The 17,151-nt window shown below is 42.6% G+C and carries 13 protein-coding genes; 2 read left to right on the top strand and 11 right to left on the bottom strand.

Annotated elements, in window-relative coordinates:
- Positions 1–336 precede the first annotated feature (336 nt).
- Positions 337–2,208 carry a GTPase family protein gene (locus tag IM475_RS04695; protein ID WP_287726841.1) on the top strand — a complete coding sequence of 624 codons (1,872 nt, stop codon included), beginning with the start codon at positions 337–339 and terminating at the stop codon, positions 2,206–2,208.
- Between the two features lie 364 nt (positions 2,209–2,572).
- Here IM475_RS04695 and IM475_RS04700 read toward each other — a convergent pair whose 3' ends face one another.
- The 11 genes from IM475_RS04700 to IM475_RS04750 all read right to left on the bottom strand — a co-directional run bounded on the left by IM475_RS04700 (position 2,573) and on the right by IM475_RS04750 (position 15,164).
- On the bottom strand, positions 2,573–2,701 hold the full coding sequence (locus IM475_RS04700; protein ID WP_287726842.1) for a hypothetical protein: 129 nt from the start codon (positions 2,699–2,701) through the stop codon (positions 2,573–2,575).
- Between the two features lie 99 nt (positions 2,702–2,800).
- Positions 2,801–3,667 (bottom strand): alpha/beta fold hydrolase, encoded by an 867-nt coding sequence (locus tag IM475_RS04705; protein ID WP_287726843.1) that lies wholly within the window; start codon positions 3,665–3,667, stop codon positions 2,801–2,803.
- Positions 3,668–3,724: 57 nt separating this feature from the next.
- Complete coding sequence (cysH, locus tag IM475_RS04710; protein WP_066029553.1) at positions 3,725–4,546, bottom strand: phosphoadenosine phosphosulfate reductase; 822 nt, start codon at positions 4,544–4,546, stop codon at positions 3,725–3,727.
- A gap of 242 nt (positions 4,547–4,788) precedes the next feature.
- Positions 4,789–5,589: a tetratricopeptide repeat protein gene (locus IM475_RS04715; RefSeq protein WP_002776201.1), complete on the bottom strand. Its 801-nt coding sequence runs from the start codon at positions 5,587–5,589 to the stop codon at positions 4,789–4,791.
- A 42-nt stretch (positions 5,590–5,631) separates the two neighbouring features.
- Complete coding sequence (gene purE / locus IM475_RS04720) at positions 5,632–6,165, bottom strand: 5-(carboxyamino)imidazole ribonucleotide mutase (RefSeq protein ID WP_287657708.1); 534 nt, start codon at positions 6,163–6,165, stop codon at positions 5,632–5,634.
- A 337-nt stretch (positions 6,166–6,502) separates the two neighbouring features.
- Positions 6,503–9,862: a helicase-related protein gene (locus IM475_RS04725; protein WP_287726844.1), complete on the bottom strand. Its 3,360-nt coding sequence runs from the start codon at positions 9,860–9,862 to the stop codon at positions 6,503–6,505.
- Between the two features lie 17 nt (positions 9,863–9,879).
- Complete coding sequence (locus IM475_RS04730; protein WP_287726845.1) at positions 9,880–10,275, bottom strand: type II toxin-antitoxin system VapC family toxin; 396 nt, start codon at positions 10,273–10,275, stop codon at positions 9,880–9,882.
- An 11-nt stretch (positions 10,276–10,286) separates the two neighbouring features.
- Positions 10,287–10,529, bottom strand: a complete 243-nt coding sequence (locus IM475_RS04735) for a hypothetical protein (protein ID WP_287726846.1) — start codon at positions 10,527–10,529, stop codon at positions 10,287–10,289.
- A gap of 129 nt (positions 10,530–10,658) precedes the next feature.
- Positions 10,659–10,985 (bottom strand): XisI protein, encoded by a 327-nt coding sequence (locus IM475_RS04740; protein WP_002791363.1) that lies wholly within the window; start codon positions 10,983–10,985, stop codon positions 10,659–10,661.
- Between the two features lie 214 nt (positions 10,986–11,199).
- Positions 11,200–14,256, bottom strand: a complete 3,057-nt coding sequence (locus tag IM475_RS04745) for an Eco57I restriction-modification methylase domain-containing protein (RefSeq protein WP_287726847.1) — start codon at positions 14,254–14,256, stop codon at positions 11,200–11,202.
- Between the two features lie 143 nt (positions 14,257–14,399).
- Entirely contained in the window at positions 14,400–15,164 is a 765-nt protein-coding gene (locus tag IM475_RS04750) for a Uma2 family endonuclease (RefSeq protein WP_287726848.1), read from the bottom strand.
- 191 nt (positions 15,165–15,355) lie between these two features.
- On the opposite strand from IM475_RS04750, the gene IM475_RS04755 reads away from it, so the two are divergent.
- Entirely contained in the window at positions 15,356–17,149 is a 1,794-nt protein-coding gene (locus IM475_RS04755; protein WP_287726849.1) for a fatty acyl-AMP ligase, read from the top strand.
- Positions 17,150–17,151: the final 2 nt, after the last annotated feature.

A 17,151-nucleotide genomic window follows, 5' to 3' on the forward strand; every position in this document is an offset into this window, starting at 1 on the left:
AGTCAATTCCTAATAGTCTTTTAGTTTGTTTCGGATATTTTTGAATGTATTCCCAAGTGTAGTTTTTCATGGCTTTTTTTGATTTACTATTTGTTTTATTATATCCTATTATTGTGATTTAATTAAATTATGGAGAGGTCTTTTGTGTGATCGGTTTAACTTATATAGGAGCGATCAATCTTTGTGTCCTTTGTGTCTTTGTGGTTCGTTCTAGTCCTTCGCCGGCGGTACTGTATCTTAGAATACATTTTACCCACCAAACCCAAGAGAGCTTAATTTCTGCCCCCCTAACCGAGAATCAGAGATCGGTAGAATGGAAAAAAACCAGATCGAGCAATGTTACGGTTAAAAACTTGGCAAGGGTTGATTTTAGCAGTTCCGATCGCCGCTGTGGTCATCTTTCTGATCGTGGCCGCCAGTGTCCAGATCAATCAATGGGGTTTGAATTGGATTTGGGCAGTTTTTACCCTGATTTTTGTCCCTTGGCGCTTCCTGTTGGTCAAATGGACGCGCCCAGCAGTCGGGGAAATTGAAGCCGCCATCGGGGAAATTAAGGCAGAATTAACCCCTCCTGAGGGTGATTCCGGGGGCAATGTCGAGGAAATTATCGAGAGGATTATCGTCGAGGCCCGCAATGATCGCCCGGTTTGGGAAGATTGGGCGACTTTTTGGCAACGCTGTCAGGATTTGGTCAGTGCCATCGCTCATATATATTACCCCGATGTCAAGTACCCCTTATTAAATATTTACATTCCCCAGGCCTACGGTTTAATTCGGGGAACCGTCGATGATAGCGATCGCTGGATGCAGAATCTTTCCCCGGCCTTGAATCAAATCACCATCGGCCAAGCCTATCAGGCCTACGAAGTTTATCAAAAATTGCAACCCTCAGCCCGGAAACTTTGGCAAGTCTGGAATTGGGCGCAATGGGTGATCAATCCCGCTGCGGCTGTGGCTAAAGTTGCCAGTCAAAAGTACAGCGATCGAGCGGATCAGCAATTATTAGTCAATTTAGGGCAAGTTTTGCGGGAAAATGCCCTAAGAAACCTCTCTCGCCAAGCGGTGTTACTCTACAGTGGCGGCAATCTCGCCCCAACTCTCCCCACCAAGACCAAAATCGCCACCACTACTCTCAAGGAAATTCTCGCCCAAGCTGAACCGATCACGGAAATCGATCGCCAACCGGTTAACATTCTGCTGGTTGGACGCACCGGGGCCGGCAAAAGCAGTTTAATCAATACTCTCTTTCGGGCCGATTTAGCCCAAGTGGATCTATTGCCCAGTACCGATGCCATCCAATCCTACCATTGGCAAACCCCAGAAGGGGACGAGTTAATCCTCTGGGATACCCCGGGCTACGAACAGGCAAATCGGGCTGATGATCGGCAAAAGGTTCTTAATTATGCCAAAAACGCCGATTTATTGATTCTGGTAACTCCCGCCCTCGATCCCGCTCTAGCCATGGATGAGGCTTTTCTTAAAGATTTGCAACAAACTATTGACAATTTACCAGTTATAGTCTGTGTTTCTCAAGTCGATCGCCTGCGTCCGCTGCGAGAGTGGCAACCTCCCTATAATTGGCTGACGGGAGAAAGTCCTAAAGAAGTCAATATCCGCGAATGCTTGCAGTATCGGGCGGAATTATTCGAGGATCTATGCGATCGCATTTTGCCGATGGTCAGTCAACAGCCGGATAGAGAAGCTTGGGGGGATGAGGAGTTATCAATCGCTTTGCTGGGGGCAATTTCACCCGCAAAACAGTTGCGTTTAGCCCGTTTTTTAGCGGATTTAGAAACTCGAACCCTGGCAGCGGCGAAAATAATTGATCGCTACACTTTACAGATGGCCACGGGGCAAGGTTTAACGGCCCTATTAAAAAGTCCTATTCTAGGTTTTATCTCCACTTTAGCCACGGGAAGACCGACTTTAGCCTATCTTTTAGCTGAACAAATTCCTGTGGAACAATTACCAGTAGCGATCGGTAAATTACAGATGGCCTACGAGCTTTATTCTCTCTTGAATCCAGAGAATAAAAGTTTTGATTTATTGGCACTTTGGCCAATACTATTAGAGAATTCTAGCACTGCCGACAAGGAAGCTTGGGCCTGGGGTCATGCTCTGGTAGAATATTGGACAAAGAACCTATCGATCGAACAGTTCCGGTCAAGTTATCAGGGGTATTTAGAAACGACAAAAACAGGCCTGTAGCCAGATTAATTAAGCTAAAACTTTCTTCCACTTTAAAAGTATAGGAGAGTGGGGAGGAGAGGTTTCTGGGGTTGAGATTTCTGGCCCTTGTACTAAAATTCCTCAGTAGGCAGTTTAAATGCAGTGCAGCTTATACTAAATCCGTTGAGTAATACTAAATCCTGTTTAAAAAGTATAGGATAGTGGGGTGTGGGGTGTGGGGTGTGGGGTGTGGGGAGAAACAATTCATAACTTGAGAGTTAATCACACTATTAAAAAGGGATTTGGTATAACGCACAGAAAACGGGTTTCTCCGAGAAACCCGTTTTCTCCTCATCCACTCATGCAAAAAGGGGAATAAATAATCAGTCTTTAATAACCAGATTTAGTATGACAAAGCATTAGCCTCGATTTCTGCATCACCCATCGATTTAACTCGCTCCCAATCGGTTAAATTATTAATATCTGGGGGATTATTTGTTATATTTATCCTTCCTAAAGCTGGTATTTCCATAGGCGGTGGCCAGTGCAGAACTACAGTGATATACTAAGGATAACTTGATCAATACTTTCTAGGGAGATTTTGCTATCAATTCCCAGAAAGTATCGAGGTTTAGGTTTTGCGTCCGAGAAAATTAATAATCTGGGGACTAATTTCTTTTGACCAATGTTCTTGGGGATAGTGTTTTGCTTCCGCGAGGGGGATTAATTCCACTCCTGATTTAGTAGCTAATTTTTCAACGGTGACAGAAGATAACCAAGGATCCCCCATTCCCCAGACAAAAAGGATAGGTTTTTCAAAGTTCTCTAAACCTGTCTCAATTTCTGCCATAGTTTTCGATAGGTTTAAATTGCGAATCGTGGCCAGTAAAGCGCGACCCACTGCCGAAGTTTTTAGATAAGGTTGACGGAAAATAGCCAGATCTGCATCACTAATCACAAAACCGCTACCAGTTTCTAAAGTACGATCGACTAATAAGGGGTCTTGAGTTGCCATATCTCCGAGGAAAGGTAGCCCCCATTGTTTCATTATCCAGGGTAATTTGACATCACTGGAGAGGGGAGTATTTAAGATGATCAAACGCTCAATTTTATCGGGATTTTCTAGGGCGTATTGTAAACCGACGGAGGCTAAAAAACCCTGGACAATGAGGGAGATTTTCGGCAATTGGAGAGCTTGAATAAAATCGGCCAAAGCTTGACAAAAAGCGCTAGGTGTGTAGGCGAATTCTCTGGCATCGGGTTTAGCGGATAAACCGGAGCCGATCCAATCGGGGGCAATGGCATTAATGTTATATTCTTCTAAACTGGTCAATAATTCTCGCCAAATATAGCCATGGGCGGGTAAACCATGGAGTAGGATCACGGGGGTTGTATCCGGTTGTTGAGCGGGGTTAACCTGTCGATAAAACCACTTGAGAGAGCCGACTTCGAGAAAACTTTCTAAAATAGCCATGGTTAATGGGGGATTAATAATCATTAACCATTGTCTAACGTCTAGGAACCGATCGCACCGGCAAATTTTCCACCCCAGCAGTTATAGGGAGCTTGCGTCGAGACTTTGTGCTTCTCCGGGGGTTAAGGGTAAATGAAGACCGCATTCTTGTTTTAAACCCTTGAAACGGGTGTCTCGTTCGTTGCTATCATCGGCGGTTAAAGGCCGACTGGAGTGCCAATCGCCGACGGAGACATAACCCAGATCAAAATAGGGATGGTAGGGAAGATCGTATTTAGTCAGATAGTCATAGATGGTTTTGGCATTCCAGTCAAGGATCGGTAATATTTTGTAACGTTCGCCCTGTTGATTGACCCATTGGAGAGTTTTGCGGTGGTCGGTTTGGTCGCGACGTAAACCGGCTAACCAAGCGGTGGCCTTTAATTCCTTCAGGGCCCGTTGCATCGGCTCCACCTTGCGGATTTTGTCGTAGAGATTGAGGGAGTCGAGATCGTTATTTGACCACAATTTACCGTGGATTGCTTCCATGCGGGCGGGACTGAGGGGAGATTGATAAACTTTCAGGTTTAAATGGAGGCGTTGGCTTAAGTCTTCGGCAAATTGATAGGTTTCCGGAGGAAGATAGCCGGTATCGATCCAAATGATGGGAATATCGGGGATAATTGCGGTGACGAGGTGCAACATTACTGCCGCTTGAATGCCGAAACTGGTACTCATCACCAAACCTTCCCCAAAGGTGGCCGCGGCCCAAGCGACGATTTCTGCGGCGTTAGCGGAGTCAAAACGTTGATTAATTGTGGCCAGGTCGAGGGATAGAGGGTAGGAAAAAGACCGGTCGGCAGTGGCGATGAAGGCGGTTTCTAGGGCCTGTGGATGAGAATTAAGCAAGTGTAAATCTGGCATTCTGGCTAAGATTTAAGGTGTACAGTAGCGGCGGATACTGATAGAGTCCAATCTATCCCTGTGATTGGATTATAGCATTGGGCCATCGACCCGCTCTAGCTATTCCTTTTCCTTTCCAGAGCCTGGTTATTCGATCGAGGATAATGGAACTATCAGGCCTCAATTGTATCTTAGTCGCTGATTTTAGGATAATTGGCCTCTCAGCCCCGCTACTGCTAGAAAAGTTACTATTTAGTAATTCTTTACTTTAAGTTAAGAAACTTATCTAAGGCTAGAACCATATTTGGCGGCCAACGACGCACGCTTTTTACCCAATCAAGGTCTTGATAGCGGGTATCCATGCCGACGGCGGCTACCCAATTGCTTTCCGCTTCTCCCTGTTGTCCTTGGGTCCATAAAACGGCGCTTAAGGCGGCTCTGACATCGGGGAACATGGGGTATTTGCGGGCAATATTCCGCATTTTTTGGACTGCTTCCGGATATCTGCCCAATTCGTACAGGGCCAGAGCCAGATTAGCTTGCGCCCAGGCAAAATTCGGGGCCAGTTGAGTGGCTTGGCGATAGTCTTTGACGGCGGCTTCCCAGTCCCCTAAACCGCCCTCAGCGTTGCCGCGATTGTTATAGGCAAAGGCATCATTGGGATCTAGTTCTAAAACTTTATTATAATCGGCGATCGCTTCTTGATATTTGCCTTCTCCCTCTAAAGCGGTGCCGCGATTGAGGTAGGGATCGGGGGCATCGGGGGCAATGGCGATCGCTTGGTTAAAATCAGCGATCGCATCCTCTAATTTATTGAGACTAACTCTGGCATTGCCGCGATTACTCCAGACGGCGGGGTTAGTGGGGAATTTGGCGACTAATTGGGTCCAATAGTTTTCGGCCTGGGCGTAATCGCCTTTTTCTGTGGCTTCTAGGGCTTTTTCGGCGATAACTTCCCCTTCTCTAATCTGTTCTTCGCTAATAGTCGGGCTATCGGCATAAGCCGCTATGGGTAGGGCAAAAAAGAGCAATAGACTCAATACACAAGCGGTGATCCAACGCATAATTACTTCATAATTTGTTACTTAATCTTTTCTCAATCTACCCTACTTAGGTGAACTCTGCTCTAGATAGTCTTGATAGCCTAGTCGTTGAAGATTGCTTTGTTTTTCGAGGACGGAATCGCTGAGGGATTGACGATAGGCGATAACTTGCTCTAAAAGCTCAGCATTACCGGTGGCGAGAATTTGAACCGCTAAAAGTCCGGCATTTTTGGCATTACCGATCGCCACCGTGGCCACGGGAATGCCTGCGGGCATCTGTACAATTGAATAGAGAGAGTCTAACCCTTGTAAAGTGCGCGTGACTACGGGAACCCCAATCACGGGTAAGGGGGTTAAAGATGCCACCATCCCGGGTAAATGGGCAGCGCCGCCAGCTCCAGCGATAATCACTTTTATTCCCCTTAAATGAGCGTTTTTGCCGTATTCAAACATTTTTTCGGGGGTACGATGGGCCGAGACGATGGCGACTTCGTGGCTAATCTGAAAAACCTCTAAAACTGCGATCGCTTCTTTCATGGTGGGTAAGTCGGAATCACTGCCCATAATTACACCCACTAGGGGCGCTGCTGTCACCATAGTTACTAGAAAATAATATTTCCCCTAAATTGTATCGGGATCGATGCCTAATTCTCGCAATTTTTGGGCTAATTTTTCCTTAGCTTGTCGTTCCCTTTCTTTCTCTAAAAGAGCCTGTTCTTTTTCTAAAAGAGCCTGTTCTTTTGCCTGTCGTTGCTGTAACTCAGCTTCAAATCCGTGGGGGGATAGGTGACATCTGGGATAATGTCTAGGGCTGTCATGACTTTTCCCGGTATTTTAGGATTGATTAATTATAGCTTTTTACCACAATTGCACAGATAAGGCGGGCGGGATTTTAACCAATAACTTAATCCTAGACCTTGACCGATCGCCGTTTCTAAACTAAAGCCTGACTGCAAATAATGATGGGAATTGGTTGCTCCTCACCTTGCAAGCGGCGGCGATCTAACCAGTCCCGCATCTCATGTTGGCTGTATAATTTCTTCAGTTCGCTAAACAAAGCTTCTCCTGTCAGGCTACGGCGCTTAATCAGGTTTAACTCGCGCTTCAGTACAGTGGTAATCGGTTGGCGAAAGGCCTGTTCTAATAGGTTAACCTGCTTACGGATTTCTTCATCCTGAGTGGTTTTAAACAGCAGTCCCAATTCTCGCAAGATGTAGCGCTGTGCTTGAGTCAGAGAACGGCTGTACTCCCGTTCCGATTGGCGGTGTTGGACTTCTTGGGCAAATTTAACCTTGACTTGCATGACTGCTTGGTTGTAATTTTTGGGCAGCGGCAGTGCTGCTTCTTCTGGGTTAGTTTTGAGCATTCCTAAAATGCGGGCAGTATCTTTTGATATGATCTCTCCCTGTTCATCGAGCCAATATAATTGCTGGTAGCCCTTCCAATCTTTGCGGTTAGGGTAAGAAGCTTCACAGAAGACAATTATGCCCTTATTGAGAGAAAAGCGAGCCGTTCGGATGCCGTGAGGCAGGTTAGCTATCCGTTCGTATTCAGCCGGATTTTCTCGCTGGAGTTGTCTGAGAATTTCTTCCGCTTCATTGAGGTCGAGAAATTCTCCCTCATCTTCAAACAAACTTAATTGATGACTACCACTTTTTTCATAAATTGCATACATAGCCTCTTCGTTAAGCTGTTCTGTGGGGTCGAGAATTGCCGCATCCTCACCGATGGTTTCGTGAATTTCTTGAATGCGGTTTTTGAGTTTTTGTCGTAATCCTAGATTACGCTCTAATCCCGTCTCTGGGAGAAAATTAAAGCCGTAAACCACATCATTCTCGCTGCCAATCCGATCAATCCGACCAAACCTTTGAATAAGTCGGACGGGATTCCAATGCAGGTCATAATTAATAATCAGGTTGCCATCTTGTAGGTTTAAACCCTCGGCTAAAACATCGGTAGCAATTAAAGTTTTGATTTCCGACTCTCCCTGTTGTAATTTATAGTATTTGTTGGCTTTGGGGGCAAATCTTCCCACTACCTGCGCCTTATTTTTATCGCCACTGTAGATGACTTCTAGATCGTCTCGATCGCCGTTAGGATTGAGGTTTTGATATAAGTAAGAGGCGGTATCAGCATACTGAGTAAAAATGAGGCACTTGCTATCTTGCAGCGGAGGTTTATTCAACCAATTTTTGAGAGTTTGTAATTTCGCATCTTTGTCTGGAGTAATTGGCTCAACTAAGTGCAAAATTTTCTCTAGCAATTGGATGTCATGTTCGAGGTGTTTCTGCAATATTGTGGCATCAAAATCAGCTAGATCATACTTCCCAGATGCCTGACGCAAAGCATCCATAATGTCTTGTTCTTCCCCATTGTTTGGCTCATAGAGAATTGCCTGAGCTTCTTCTCCGGCGGGGATAATTCCTTGGCGTAAAGCTTCTCGAAAGCGTTGATGGACTTGCAGTAATTTCTTAACAGTTTGTTGGAAGGCATAAACGCTAGATTCAAAGCGTTTGAATAACAGGACTCGCATCAGTCCTCTTAAATTTGCTCCCCCAGTTTGTAAACTGAGTAATGGTTCTTGTTTGCGCTTATTTGGTAATACATAATTTCCCAAAACATAACGAGCATAGCAAAGTTCATTTTTACGAGGGTTAGCTGGTTGCTGTTGGCGAGATTTCCCTAAATATTGGCGCAGTTCTTGGTAAAGTCCTTGATAGGTATCTTCAATACTATATTCAATGGTTTGTAGTTCTCTTTTGGGAAAAAACTGATGCTTACCACCCACAATAACGTAAGCGCGTTGATTTCCGTTTAAATAATCCTTGAAATTGTCTGCATCTACGGGTTTATGAGTCTTGGCATCAAAGCCGTACCAGCGTAAAATGTGGTTGCGGGTGCGCCGGATCAAGATGTTAGATAACAAGTCAGGTAACTGTTTTTCTCCTTTCTCTACTAATCGAAAATACTCTTTTAGATCGGGCGGATCTATGGGTAAATCTGTTTTATCATCTTGATGAAAGAGCCTAATCTGATGGTAAATATCCCAAGCACTTTTATTGCGAGGAGTTGCTGTTAAAAAACAGCATTGTCTCCCAGCTGCTAAAAAGGCTTCGACGATTTTATATCTTTGGGTTGCGGCATTCCGCAGGTTATGACTTTCATCAATTAAGATAAAATCTCGATCTTTGTATTTAAAATCTTCTAATAAAACTCTGATGCCACTGGTTTCATCTTCCCGCAGCAATCCCATCGATAAAACGCGGGCGTTAAGTTGATAAATTTCGTTGTAGCGTTCCCACATTTCCACCAGTGGTGCTGGACAAATAATTAAGGGGCGGGCTTTTTCTACTTGTTCAAAGCGTTTGACAATGGCAGCACCAATAAAGCTTTTTCCTAGTCCTACCACATCGGAAACGAAACAACCTCCATACTCGCGGATGAGTTTAACAGCTTGGTTAACTGCTACTTTTTGAAAGTCTGCTAGTTTCTCGGTAATTTCGTTATCTATCATCATTTCGCTGGCAGTTTCTTCTGTCAATCGATCGCGCACGAGCATATAGAGAGTTTTCATATAGATGTCGTAGGGACGTACTGGCATCATCGCCCAAGACTGTTTTAAAGACTGTATCAGTGTTTCATCAAATTCTGTTGCTTCCTGCCAAAGTTGATTGAACCATTCTGTTAAACTGGCATGATTTTCATTACCGTGAACGATAACATTAAGTTCGGTATTGTGGGAAATTCCTGATAAAGTAAGGTTAGAAGAACCAACGATAGCAAGGCCTTTTTCTTGACGTTCCAAAGGTTGTCCCTGCTGGTTATAAATTGTCCCGTAGTCGAAGATATAGGCTTTAGCATGGAGTCGCCCTTTAGTATAAACTCGCACCTGAAGGCGTTTTTCTTCAATCATTTGAACCAGATTTTTTACTAAGGTTTCTGCTTCATCTGTTTGGTCCATTAGTTCGACGCTGGAACGAATATTGTCGGCGGTTTCTGTTGCCATCTGCTTGCGTTCTGTCCGTTTGGGGTATTCTTGTGCTTCCAGATGGTTTTTAATTAGTTCTAAGCGGCGGTAGCCTTCTGCTAGTTGTTCGATGGTTTCCCTGCTGCTGGTGTTGCCAATCAGGAGGCGCATTTGTTGGATGGTGGCGAGACGAGGTGCGATCGCAGTAAAGCCGGAGAGGAAAAAGTAACCGACGGCAAAATGAGCTGCTTCTGAAGAGTGAAGAATTTGGTTGATGTTATCGACTAATTTTTGCTGGCGATTGTCGATGATGTCGTGGGTAGGCATAGTTCGATTTTTTAATTTTAGGGCTGTAACCAGTTTTCTATTACTAGATTAGAAATATTTTCAAAATGACGAGTATTATCGGTTACTAAAACATCCTGCCGAGAACGAGCAACGCTTGCGATTAAAGCATCTAACTGTCCTGTTGGTTTGCCAATTTTTCTAAGTTCAGATTGAATTTTGCCAAATTCGATTGCAGCTTGTTCATCAAAAGCTATTATCGGTAACTGGTTGGCAAATCTAGTTAATGTATCTAAGTTACGTTCTAGCTGAGTTGAGCAATAAACTCCTTTATATAGCTCCCCTAAGACTAAAGTGGACAGGTAAGATTCCTGATACTTAAGTCTAAAATGTGAAACGACCGTCAGATTCCCTTTGAGAATGGCAATACAGATGTTAGTATCCAGTAAATACATGAATTTTCGGCTTAATCATCGAATTTAATTTCCACACCTAGATCGGCATGGCGTTCTTGGTCAATTTCAGAAAAAATATCATCGAGTTCTGGTTGATTTTTCCATACTCCAATAAGAGTTTCTAAGTCTTCCCACAATAATTTTTTTTGAATTAAATTATCGGGGATTTCTAGAGAAATTTTTACGCCATTAGGAAGAGATAAATCCTCTAATAGCTCAATAGTATTGCCTTTGATAATTCCTTGTATTTTCATAGTAGTTTAGGATAAAGCTTGCTCAACTAAGACGGCAGTTTCACGATCTAGAATAGAGAGAGTTTTCTGAATTAATTCAATCGGTAATTGTAATGCTTGATAAGTTGTTTTTCCATATTATTTTTACTCCTAATTAATGGCATATTCTGTGAATTTTCGTTTAAATGGAGAGTGAAATCCGATGACAATATCTGTTTTAGGAATTCCTAGTTTAACTAACTTTTCAGCTACTGAAATTTCTGTGTTGTTCTGTTGAAGATAAACTTTGTTGTTAATAATATCTAAATGTAAAAGACATCCATAAATCCAATGATTATTATGCCAACCAACTTGTACTAATAAATAATGTTTTCTCAGATCGTCAAAGATTATTTCTAGGGAAATTTCACTAGACTGCTGAATTTTAGCTTGTTCCTCAATGAGGGATTTAACTAATTCACTGTAGTTGATTGCCATTCTACGATCTCCTCTCTGTGATATCCCTAGCTGGCATATCCTAATTTTAGCAGGTTTTCCTAATTTTAGCATCTTGTAACAATCTTAAGGTTCACAATCCATACAATGCCGCTACTCTCTCATCTGACGACTGGTTTATTTACCTCTATTTTAACAGATTCGCTGTGATGATTTCAGATACCCGACTTCTTTAATAATTCGGGTATCTAACCCCTTACAATCCATACAATGCCGCTACTCTCTCATCTATCTCTTTCTCCCATTCTTCACAGTTAACTCCTTTGGCATCTAAGCATTTTTGTACTAATTTAATGATGGGTTCTTTTTCAGATTCAGAAGCGGGAGGGATGGGAAGTCGTTTAAAATTAACCCATTGAAGCATTAGTCTTCCTCCTTTATTTTCATCTCCTAAAGCAGTACAAATTGATTGAGTATATTTCCAAGCAATTTCTGAATTTAAAATGCCAAGAAGATATAGGTCGTTGAGTGGAATTATAAAAGCTTTATTGTTAAATAATAGAGATTTATTATCAAAAGCAAATCTTGATTCTTTAGCAATTTCAGGATAAACAATCTTAGGTTTTTCAAATTCTGCATAGTAAGCCACATTGTCTTGGATTTCATACCATTGATAACTGCCCGGTTTACGTCCTCTTGATTCCCTGCTACTACTCTTAGGCATTAAATCTAATTTCCATTGCTCTAAATATTTTTTTATAGCCGGATAGTCGTTAATATTAATTCCCCTTCTTGTAAAAATCAACCATTTATTTTGATAATTAATCCGCCATTTACGCACATCATCACCCACAGCTAAAGGTTTAATAATCTCTGCACTTTTCGGGTCTTTAGCAATTAATTCTGCTCGTTTTGCACCATCAATCACAAAAGCTTGATTAAAACCAGTTAATACACCTCGATAAATCTGTCTGTTAACATACTCACCTAAAGTAATACCGGCTGCTGCCATTTTCTGTAAACGGTTAGCAGAGGACGCATCAGTTAATAACCAATTTGCTCCCTTAATCGCATCTTTTGGTAAATTCTGTCCAGTCTTTTTAATAATAGCTAAGACATCAGGATAAGGTTCTTCTAAGGATTTAACTTGAGTAAAAATCGGTAAATTACTAATTTTACTACTCTTTTGAGAGATAAAAATCATTGGGAAAGTGGCTGCGGTTGCAAAAACTGGCAACTCCCCAAAATCGGTAATACTTCTCACCTGACAAGTATCAGCGATATGCTCTCTTAACTTCTCCCCATACTTTGCCCGAAACCACTTATTAGAAGAAATAAAAGCTAACATTCCCCCAGTTTTAAGTAATTGTAAAGCTCTCGCATAAAAGAAACAATATAAATCCGATGTTCCTGTATAAACTTCCGGGAAAACCTGCTTTAAAGTTGGTTTTAAATCCTTAATCAATTCCTGTCTCACATAGGGGGGATTTGCTACCTGAATATCAAAACCTCCCTCCGCTAATACCTCGGCAAACTCCACCACCCAATCAAACCCTTTTGAGATAGCTTCCTTATCACTCGCAATCACAGAAGCACTGCCATGGGTTAATAAAGCAATCTGTTTCTTAACCTCATTAATCTCCTGTTCAAGACTTTGTTTATCACTGCCTAAATGCGCTCTTAAATACTTCGCTTTAGCTTCCCTAAACCGATGGATAAACTCCTCGCGCACCATCCCAGAACCTTGGGGATTAGGAGCAGTTAGACTATCTCCTGTTTCGATTTTAAACTTCAAATTGGGTAGCGGTGGCGGATTGTCTCCCTCATATTCAACCGCTAAGGAAAGCCATAACCTTAAGCGAGCAATATTAACCGCAAAAGGATCGATATCAACTCCATAGATATTGGTTTCAATAATCTCTAACTTGCGCTGATAAACCGTTTTATAATCAATACCTTTAGTGGCAAATAAACACTGACGCAAATCTAATAACTCATGCAACATTCCCAATAAATAAGCTCCACTTCCACAGGCAGGATCACAGACTTTGACCTGTTTTAAGGTTTCTAAAACTGCCTCTGGATTCTTTAAATTAATAGCATTATATTCGTCAATAAAAAGCTCAATCGCTTCTTTGTTTTCAGAAGTTAATTTACTGCTTAAATATCCCTTCAAAGCCTCCCGACACATAAAAGAAACTATCGGTTTAGGTGTGTAATAACTGCCTGATTCATGTCTTCCCGTGACTAATTCCTCAAACACTTTTCCCAACATTTCTGGGTCCACTGCTACCTCCACATCAAGGGGTGTACTCTCAGTTACAGTGAAATTAAAATTACTAAAAAGGCCCTGTAAGATAACATCGATCGCCTGATCGGGTACTATTATATTAGGATTGCGGTCATCCTCATCCTGTTCAAATAATCCCCCATTAAGATAGGGAACTGTGCCGATTATTTGCCGAAGAAAACCACCGTTATTGATACTAATAATATCCGTTTGTTGGGGATTATTTAGTCCCGTAAAAAACAGATGAGTCAAGCGATTATGATAAAAGTTTTTGTCCGAGGTGCTGTTATCATTCTGATAATCCTGCCATAATGTTTCTAGATAGTCTGTTTGTTCGTTAAACTTCAGCCAACCTTTTTTCTGGATAAAAACAATGAACATCAGGCGATTAAATAGCTTCTGAGTAAATAGTCTTTTCTGGTCAGCATTAGGGATAGTTTTAGTAATTAATTGCTCAACTTTTTCAAAGACCGAGCGATACTGTTCAAAAAATTTCTTAGTAACTTTCTCAACATCAAAAGCTTCATCATGACGTTCCTGAATCGCTAAAGGAGACTCGGAACTAATATTATCTAAATCTAGTAAACTTAGGCGTTCTGTGGCGGTTCGTAACTGTTCCCCCGGCCCCACTGTAATTCGCCGCAAGACTTGCCTTTTTTCTTGTTTAACATCATATTTAACATTGATAAAATGCCACCGTTCTTGGTGAAAATCAGAGAAAACAAAGAGAGTGTAGGGATGGTTTTTTAGCAGTTGAGTGACGACAAGACGCTCTAAATTGAGCAGCAGTTGCTTAGAGTTGAGACGAGCATAAATAACCTGAAAATCTTCCCCCCCAGAAGCCAATAAAATTGGGTCTTCTGCTAATGCTTCTACTGCTTTATCCGGCCAATTGCGTCGGGACAGGGTTTGATTTTCTCGCTCGTAATTTAACTCAGACCAGAATAATTTTTTGAGCGCATCCAATCCTCTCAGGGATGAAAGAAGGTCATAAACTGATTGCCGAAGTTCAATATCACTCATAAGTTTTCTCACGACCTCTCATTTAGGTTTACTTTCTCTAGGTAGCTGGTTATAAATCCCCCCTTGATCCCCCCTTAATCCCCCCTTAATAAGGGGGGTGTCTGATTTTAACACCTAACTATTTAGGACTTTTGCCACTTCAGTTAAATTGTATCGGGATCGATGCCTAATTCTCGTAGTTTTTGTGCTAATTTTTCCTTAGCCTGACGTTCCCTTTCTTTCTCTAAAAGAGCCTGTTCTTTCTCTAAAAGAGCCTGTTCTTTGGCTAAAAGAGCCTTTTCTTTTTCTAAAAGAGCCTGTTCTTTTGCCTGTCGTTGCTGTAACTCAGCTTCTTGAGGAGTGGGGACTAATTGACCATCGGCGGTAAAATAACGCAGTTTACGGTCAAATATCCCTAAATATAATCCTAACTGTTCACTCCATAAATAACCTTGGTCATTGGGAGAAATGGCTTGATATTGTCCCTCAATTAGTCTAAATCCTTGCAATTCTAAACTATTGGGATCGAACCAAAAATAATTAGGAGTGCGAAAGGTATTTTGGTAGAGAATTTTCTTGTTATTGCGGTCAATATTGGCCGTAGAATCGGAGAGAATCTCGACAATTACATCCGGATATTTACCCTGTTCTCCCCAAACTACCCAACTTTTGCGGGGACGTTTTTCGGTATCTAAAACCACAAAAAAATCGGGACCCCAGAAATCGCGCTTTTTTAGTTGTTCCTCGTTGTAGTAGATGGTTAGATTTCCCGAAGCGTAGTAATCACTCCTCTCGCGCCATAATAATTCTAGACAACTAAGGAGAATGATGATCTGTTGCAGGTGTAGATCACTTTCCAATGGTGGTTCATCACTCCATAAATCTGTGGGGGGATAGGTGACATCTGGGATAATGTCTAGGGCTGTCATGACTTTTTCCCGATATTTTAGGGTTGATTAATTATAGCTTTTTACCACAATTGCACAGATAAGGCGGGCGGGATTTTAACCAATAACTTAATCCTATACCTTGACCGATCGCCTTTCGCACTTTATCCTAGCGCCATGGGCAAATATCTTAAAACTTCTATACAATAGCGCCAATAAGCCCGATAACAACGATGACTGAAACCTTAATTCAACCTGCCACCCTAGTAGAACTCTTACGTTACCGCGCCACGGCACAACCAGAGGGCCATGCCTACACTTTTCTTATCGATGGTAGAAAAGAAACCCCACCTTTAACCTACAGTGAACTCGATCGCCAAGCAAGAGCAATCGCCGCCTATTTGCAAAAATACCAGGCCCAAGGGGAACGCGCCCTATTACTCTATCCTCAAAGTTTAGAAGTAGTGGCCGCTTTTTGTGGTTGTCTCTACGCGGGAGTGATTGCCATTCCCGTCCCCCCACCGGAATCGGGACGACTTAAGCGCACTTTGCCCCGTTTACGGGCAATTGTCAAGGATGCTAATGCCACCTTTGCTCTAGTTACCGAAAGTATTCTGACTCTTATTGAAGGCGTTAAGGAAGAATTCCCTGAATTCGACCAAATGAAATGGATTACTACCGAAAGTATTGATATTTCCCTCGCGAACCAATGGCAAGATCCCCAGGTGGATAAATCGGCGCTTGCTTATCTGCAATATACCTCCGGTTCGACTAATATCCCCAAAGGAGTGATGTTAAGTCATTTTAACCTGATGCACCATTGCGGTTACTTGCAAAAAGCTTGTGGTTACGAACCGGATAGCGTTACCCTAACTTGGATGCCCTATTTCCACGATTACGGGTTAGTGGAAGGTATCACCGTCCCCCTCTACAACGGTACACCCTGCTATCTCATGTCTCCCTTTGCTTTTATTAAGCGTCCGATGCAGTGGTTAAAAAATATTACTAAGTACAAAGTTACTCATAGTCAGGCCCCCAACTTCGCCTATGATCTTTGTACTCGCAGGATTAAAGCTGCCGATTTAGCGGAATTAGACCTGAGCAGTTGGCAGGCGGCGGGAAATGCCGCCGAACCGATTAATCCGAAGGTCATGGCCAAATTTGTCGATACTTTTGCAGATTACGGCTTTTCTTGGCAAACTTTCGCCCCTGCCTACGGATTAGCTGAATATACCCTCTTGATTTCCAATAAACCCAAGGGAACCACCCCAATTATCACCGCTTTGGATGCAACCGCCTACGAACGCGGTAAAATTGTCCCTGTAGGCTCCGATCGAACCACGGGAGTTAGATCCGTCCCTAGTTGTGGTCGTCGCGTCTGTGATACCCGTATAGCTATCGTTAATCCCGATACTTTCACCCTTTGTGTAGCTGATGAAGTGGGCGAAATTTGGGCCAGTGACCCCAGTATGGCCGCTGGATATTGGCAACGGGAAGACGCAACCAAAGAGACTTTTCAAGCTTATCTTGCTGATACAGGAGAAGGACCGTTTTTACGCACCGGAGATTTAGGTTTTCTTCTCGATGGGGAATTGTATATCACGGGACGGATTAAGGATTTAATTATTGTCCGTGGCAGTAATCATTATCCCCAGGATTTAGAATGGTCAGTACAGCATCTTAATGAGGTTTTTCGTCCCGATTATGGTGCGGCTTTTTCCATTGAAGATAATGGCGAGGAACAGTTAGTTATTGTCCAGGAATTGGAACGTCGCAGCGGCGAATTAGATACGGCCAAATTAATTGCTGATATCCGTCAGGAAATCGCCGAAGAACACGAAATTATGACCCATGCGATTGTCCTGGCTAAATCGGGAACAATTCTCAAAACTGCCAGCGGCAAAATTCAACGTCGCGCTATTAAACAGAATTTTCTCAATGGTAATATGAGTATTATCGATGCTTGGTCAGAAAATCCTCAGTTAGTTAGTAAATTTGATCGCTCTAATTCTGCAACAGAAGCATAGTT

It is taken from the genome of Microcystis sp. M061S2 (assembly GCF_020245605.1).
Taxonomy (GTDB): Bacteria; Cyanobacteriota; Cyanobacteriia; order Cyanobacteriales; family Microcystaceae; genus Microcystis.

Bases quoted from the DNA above. Each gene is read 5' to 3' on its own strand.
- IM475_RS04695 (WP_287726841.1), top strand. From the start codon at position 337: ATGTTACGGTTAAAAACTTGGCAAGGGTTGATTTTAGCAGTTCCGATC.
- IM475_RS04700 (WP_287726842.1), bottom strand. From the start codon at position 2,701: ATGGAAATACCAGCTTTAGGAAGGATAAATATAACAAATAATCCCCCA.
- IM475_RS04705 (WP_287726843.1), bottom strand. From the start codon at position 3,667: ATGATTATTAATCCCCCATTAACCATGGCTATTTTAGAAAGTTTTCTC.
- cysH (WP_066029553.1), bottom strand. From the start codon at position 4,546: ATGCCAGATTTACACTTGCTTAATTCTCATCCACAGGCCCTAGAAACC.
- IM475_RS04715 (WP_002776201.1), bottom strand. From the start codon at position 5,589: ATGCGTTGGATCACCGCTTGTGTATTGAGTCTATTGCTCTTTTTTGCC.
- purE (WP_287657708.1), bottom strand. From the start codon at position 6,165: ATGGTGACAGCAGCGCCCCTAGTGGGTGTAATTATGGGCAGTGATTCC.
- IM475_RS04725 (WP_287726844.1), bottom strand. From the start codon at position 9,862: ATGCCTACCCACGACATCATCGACAATCGCCAGCAAAAATTAGTCGAT.
- IM475_RS04730 (WP_287726845.1), bottom strand. From the start codon at position 10,275: ATGTATTTACTGGATACTAACATCTGTATTGCCATTCTCAAAGGGAAT.
- IM475_RS04735 (WP_287726846.1), bottom strand. From the start codon at position 10,529: ATGAAAATACAAGGAATTATCAAAGGCAATACTATTGAGCTATTAGAG.
- IM475_RS04740 (WP_002791363.1), bottom strand. From the start codon at position 10,985: ATGGCAATCAACTACAGTGAATTAGTTAAATCCCTCATTGAGGAACAA.
- IM475_RS04745 (WP_287726847.1), bottom strand. From the start codon at position 14,256: ATGAGTGATATTGAACTTCGGCAATCAGTTTATGACCTTCTTTCATCC.
- IM475_RS04750 (WP_287726848.1), bottom strand. From the start codon at position 15,164: ATGACAGCCCTAGACATTATCCCAGATGTCACCTATCCCCCCACAGAT.
- IM475_RS04755 (WP_287726849.1), top strand. From the start codon at position 15,356: ATGACTGAAACCTTAATTCAACCTGCCACCCTAGTAGAACTCTTACGT.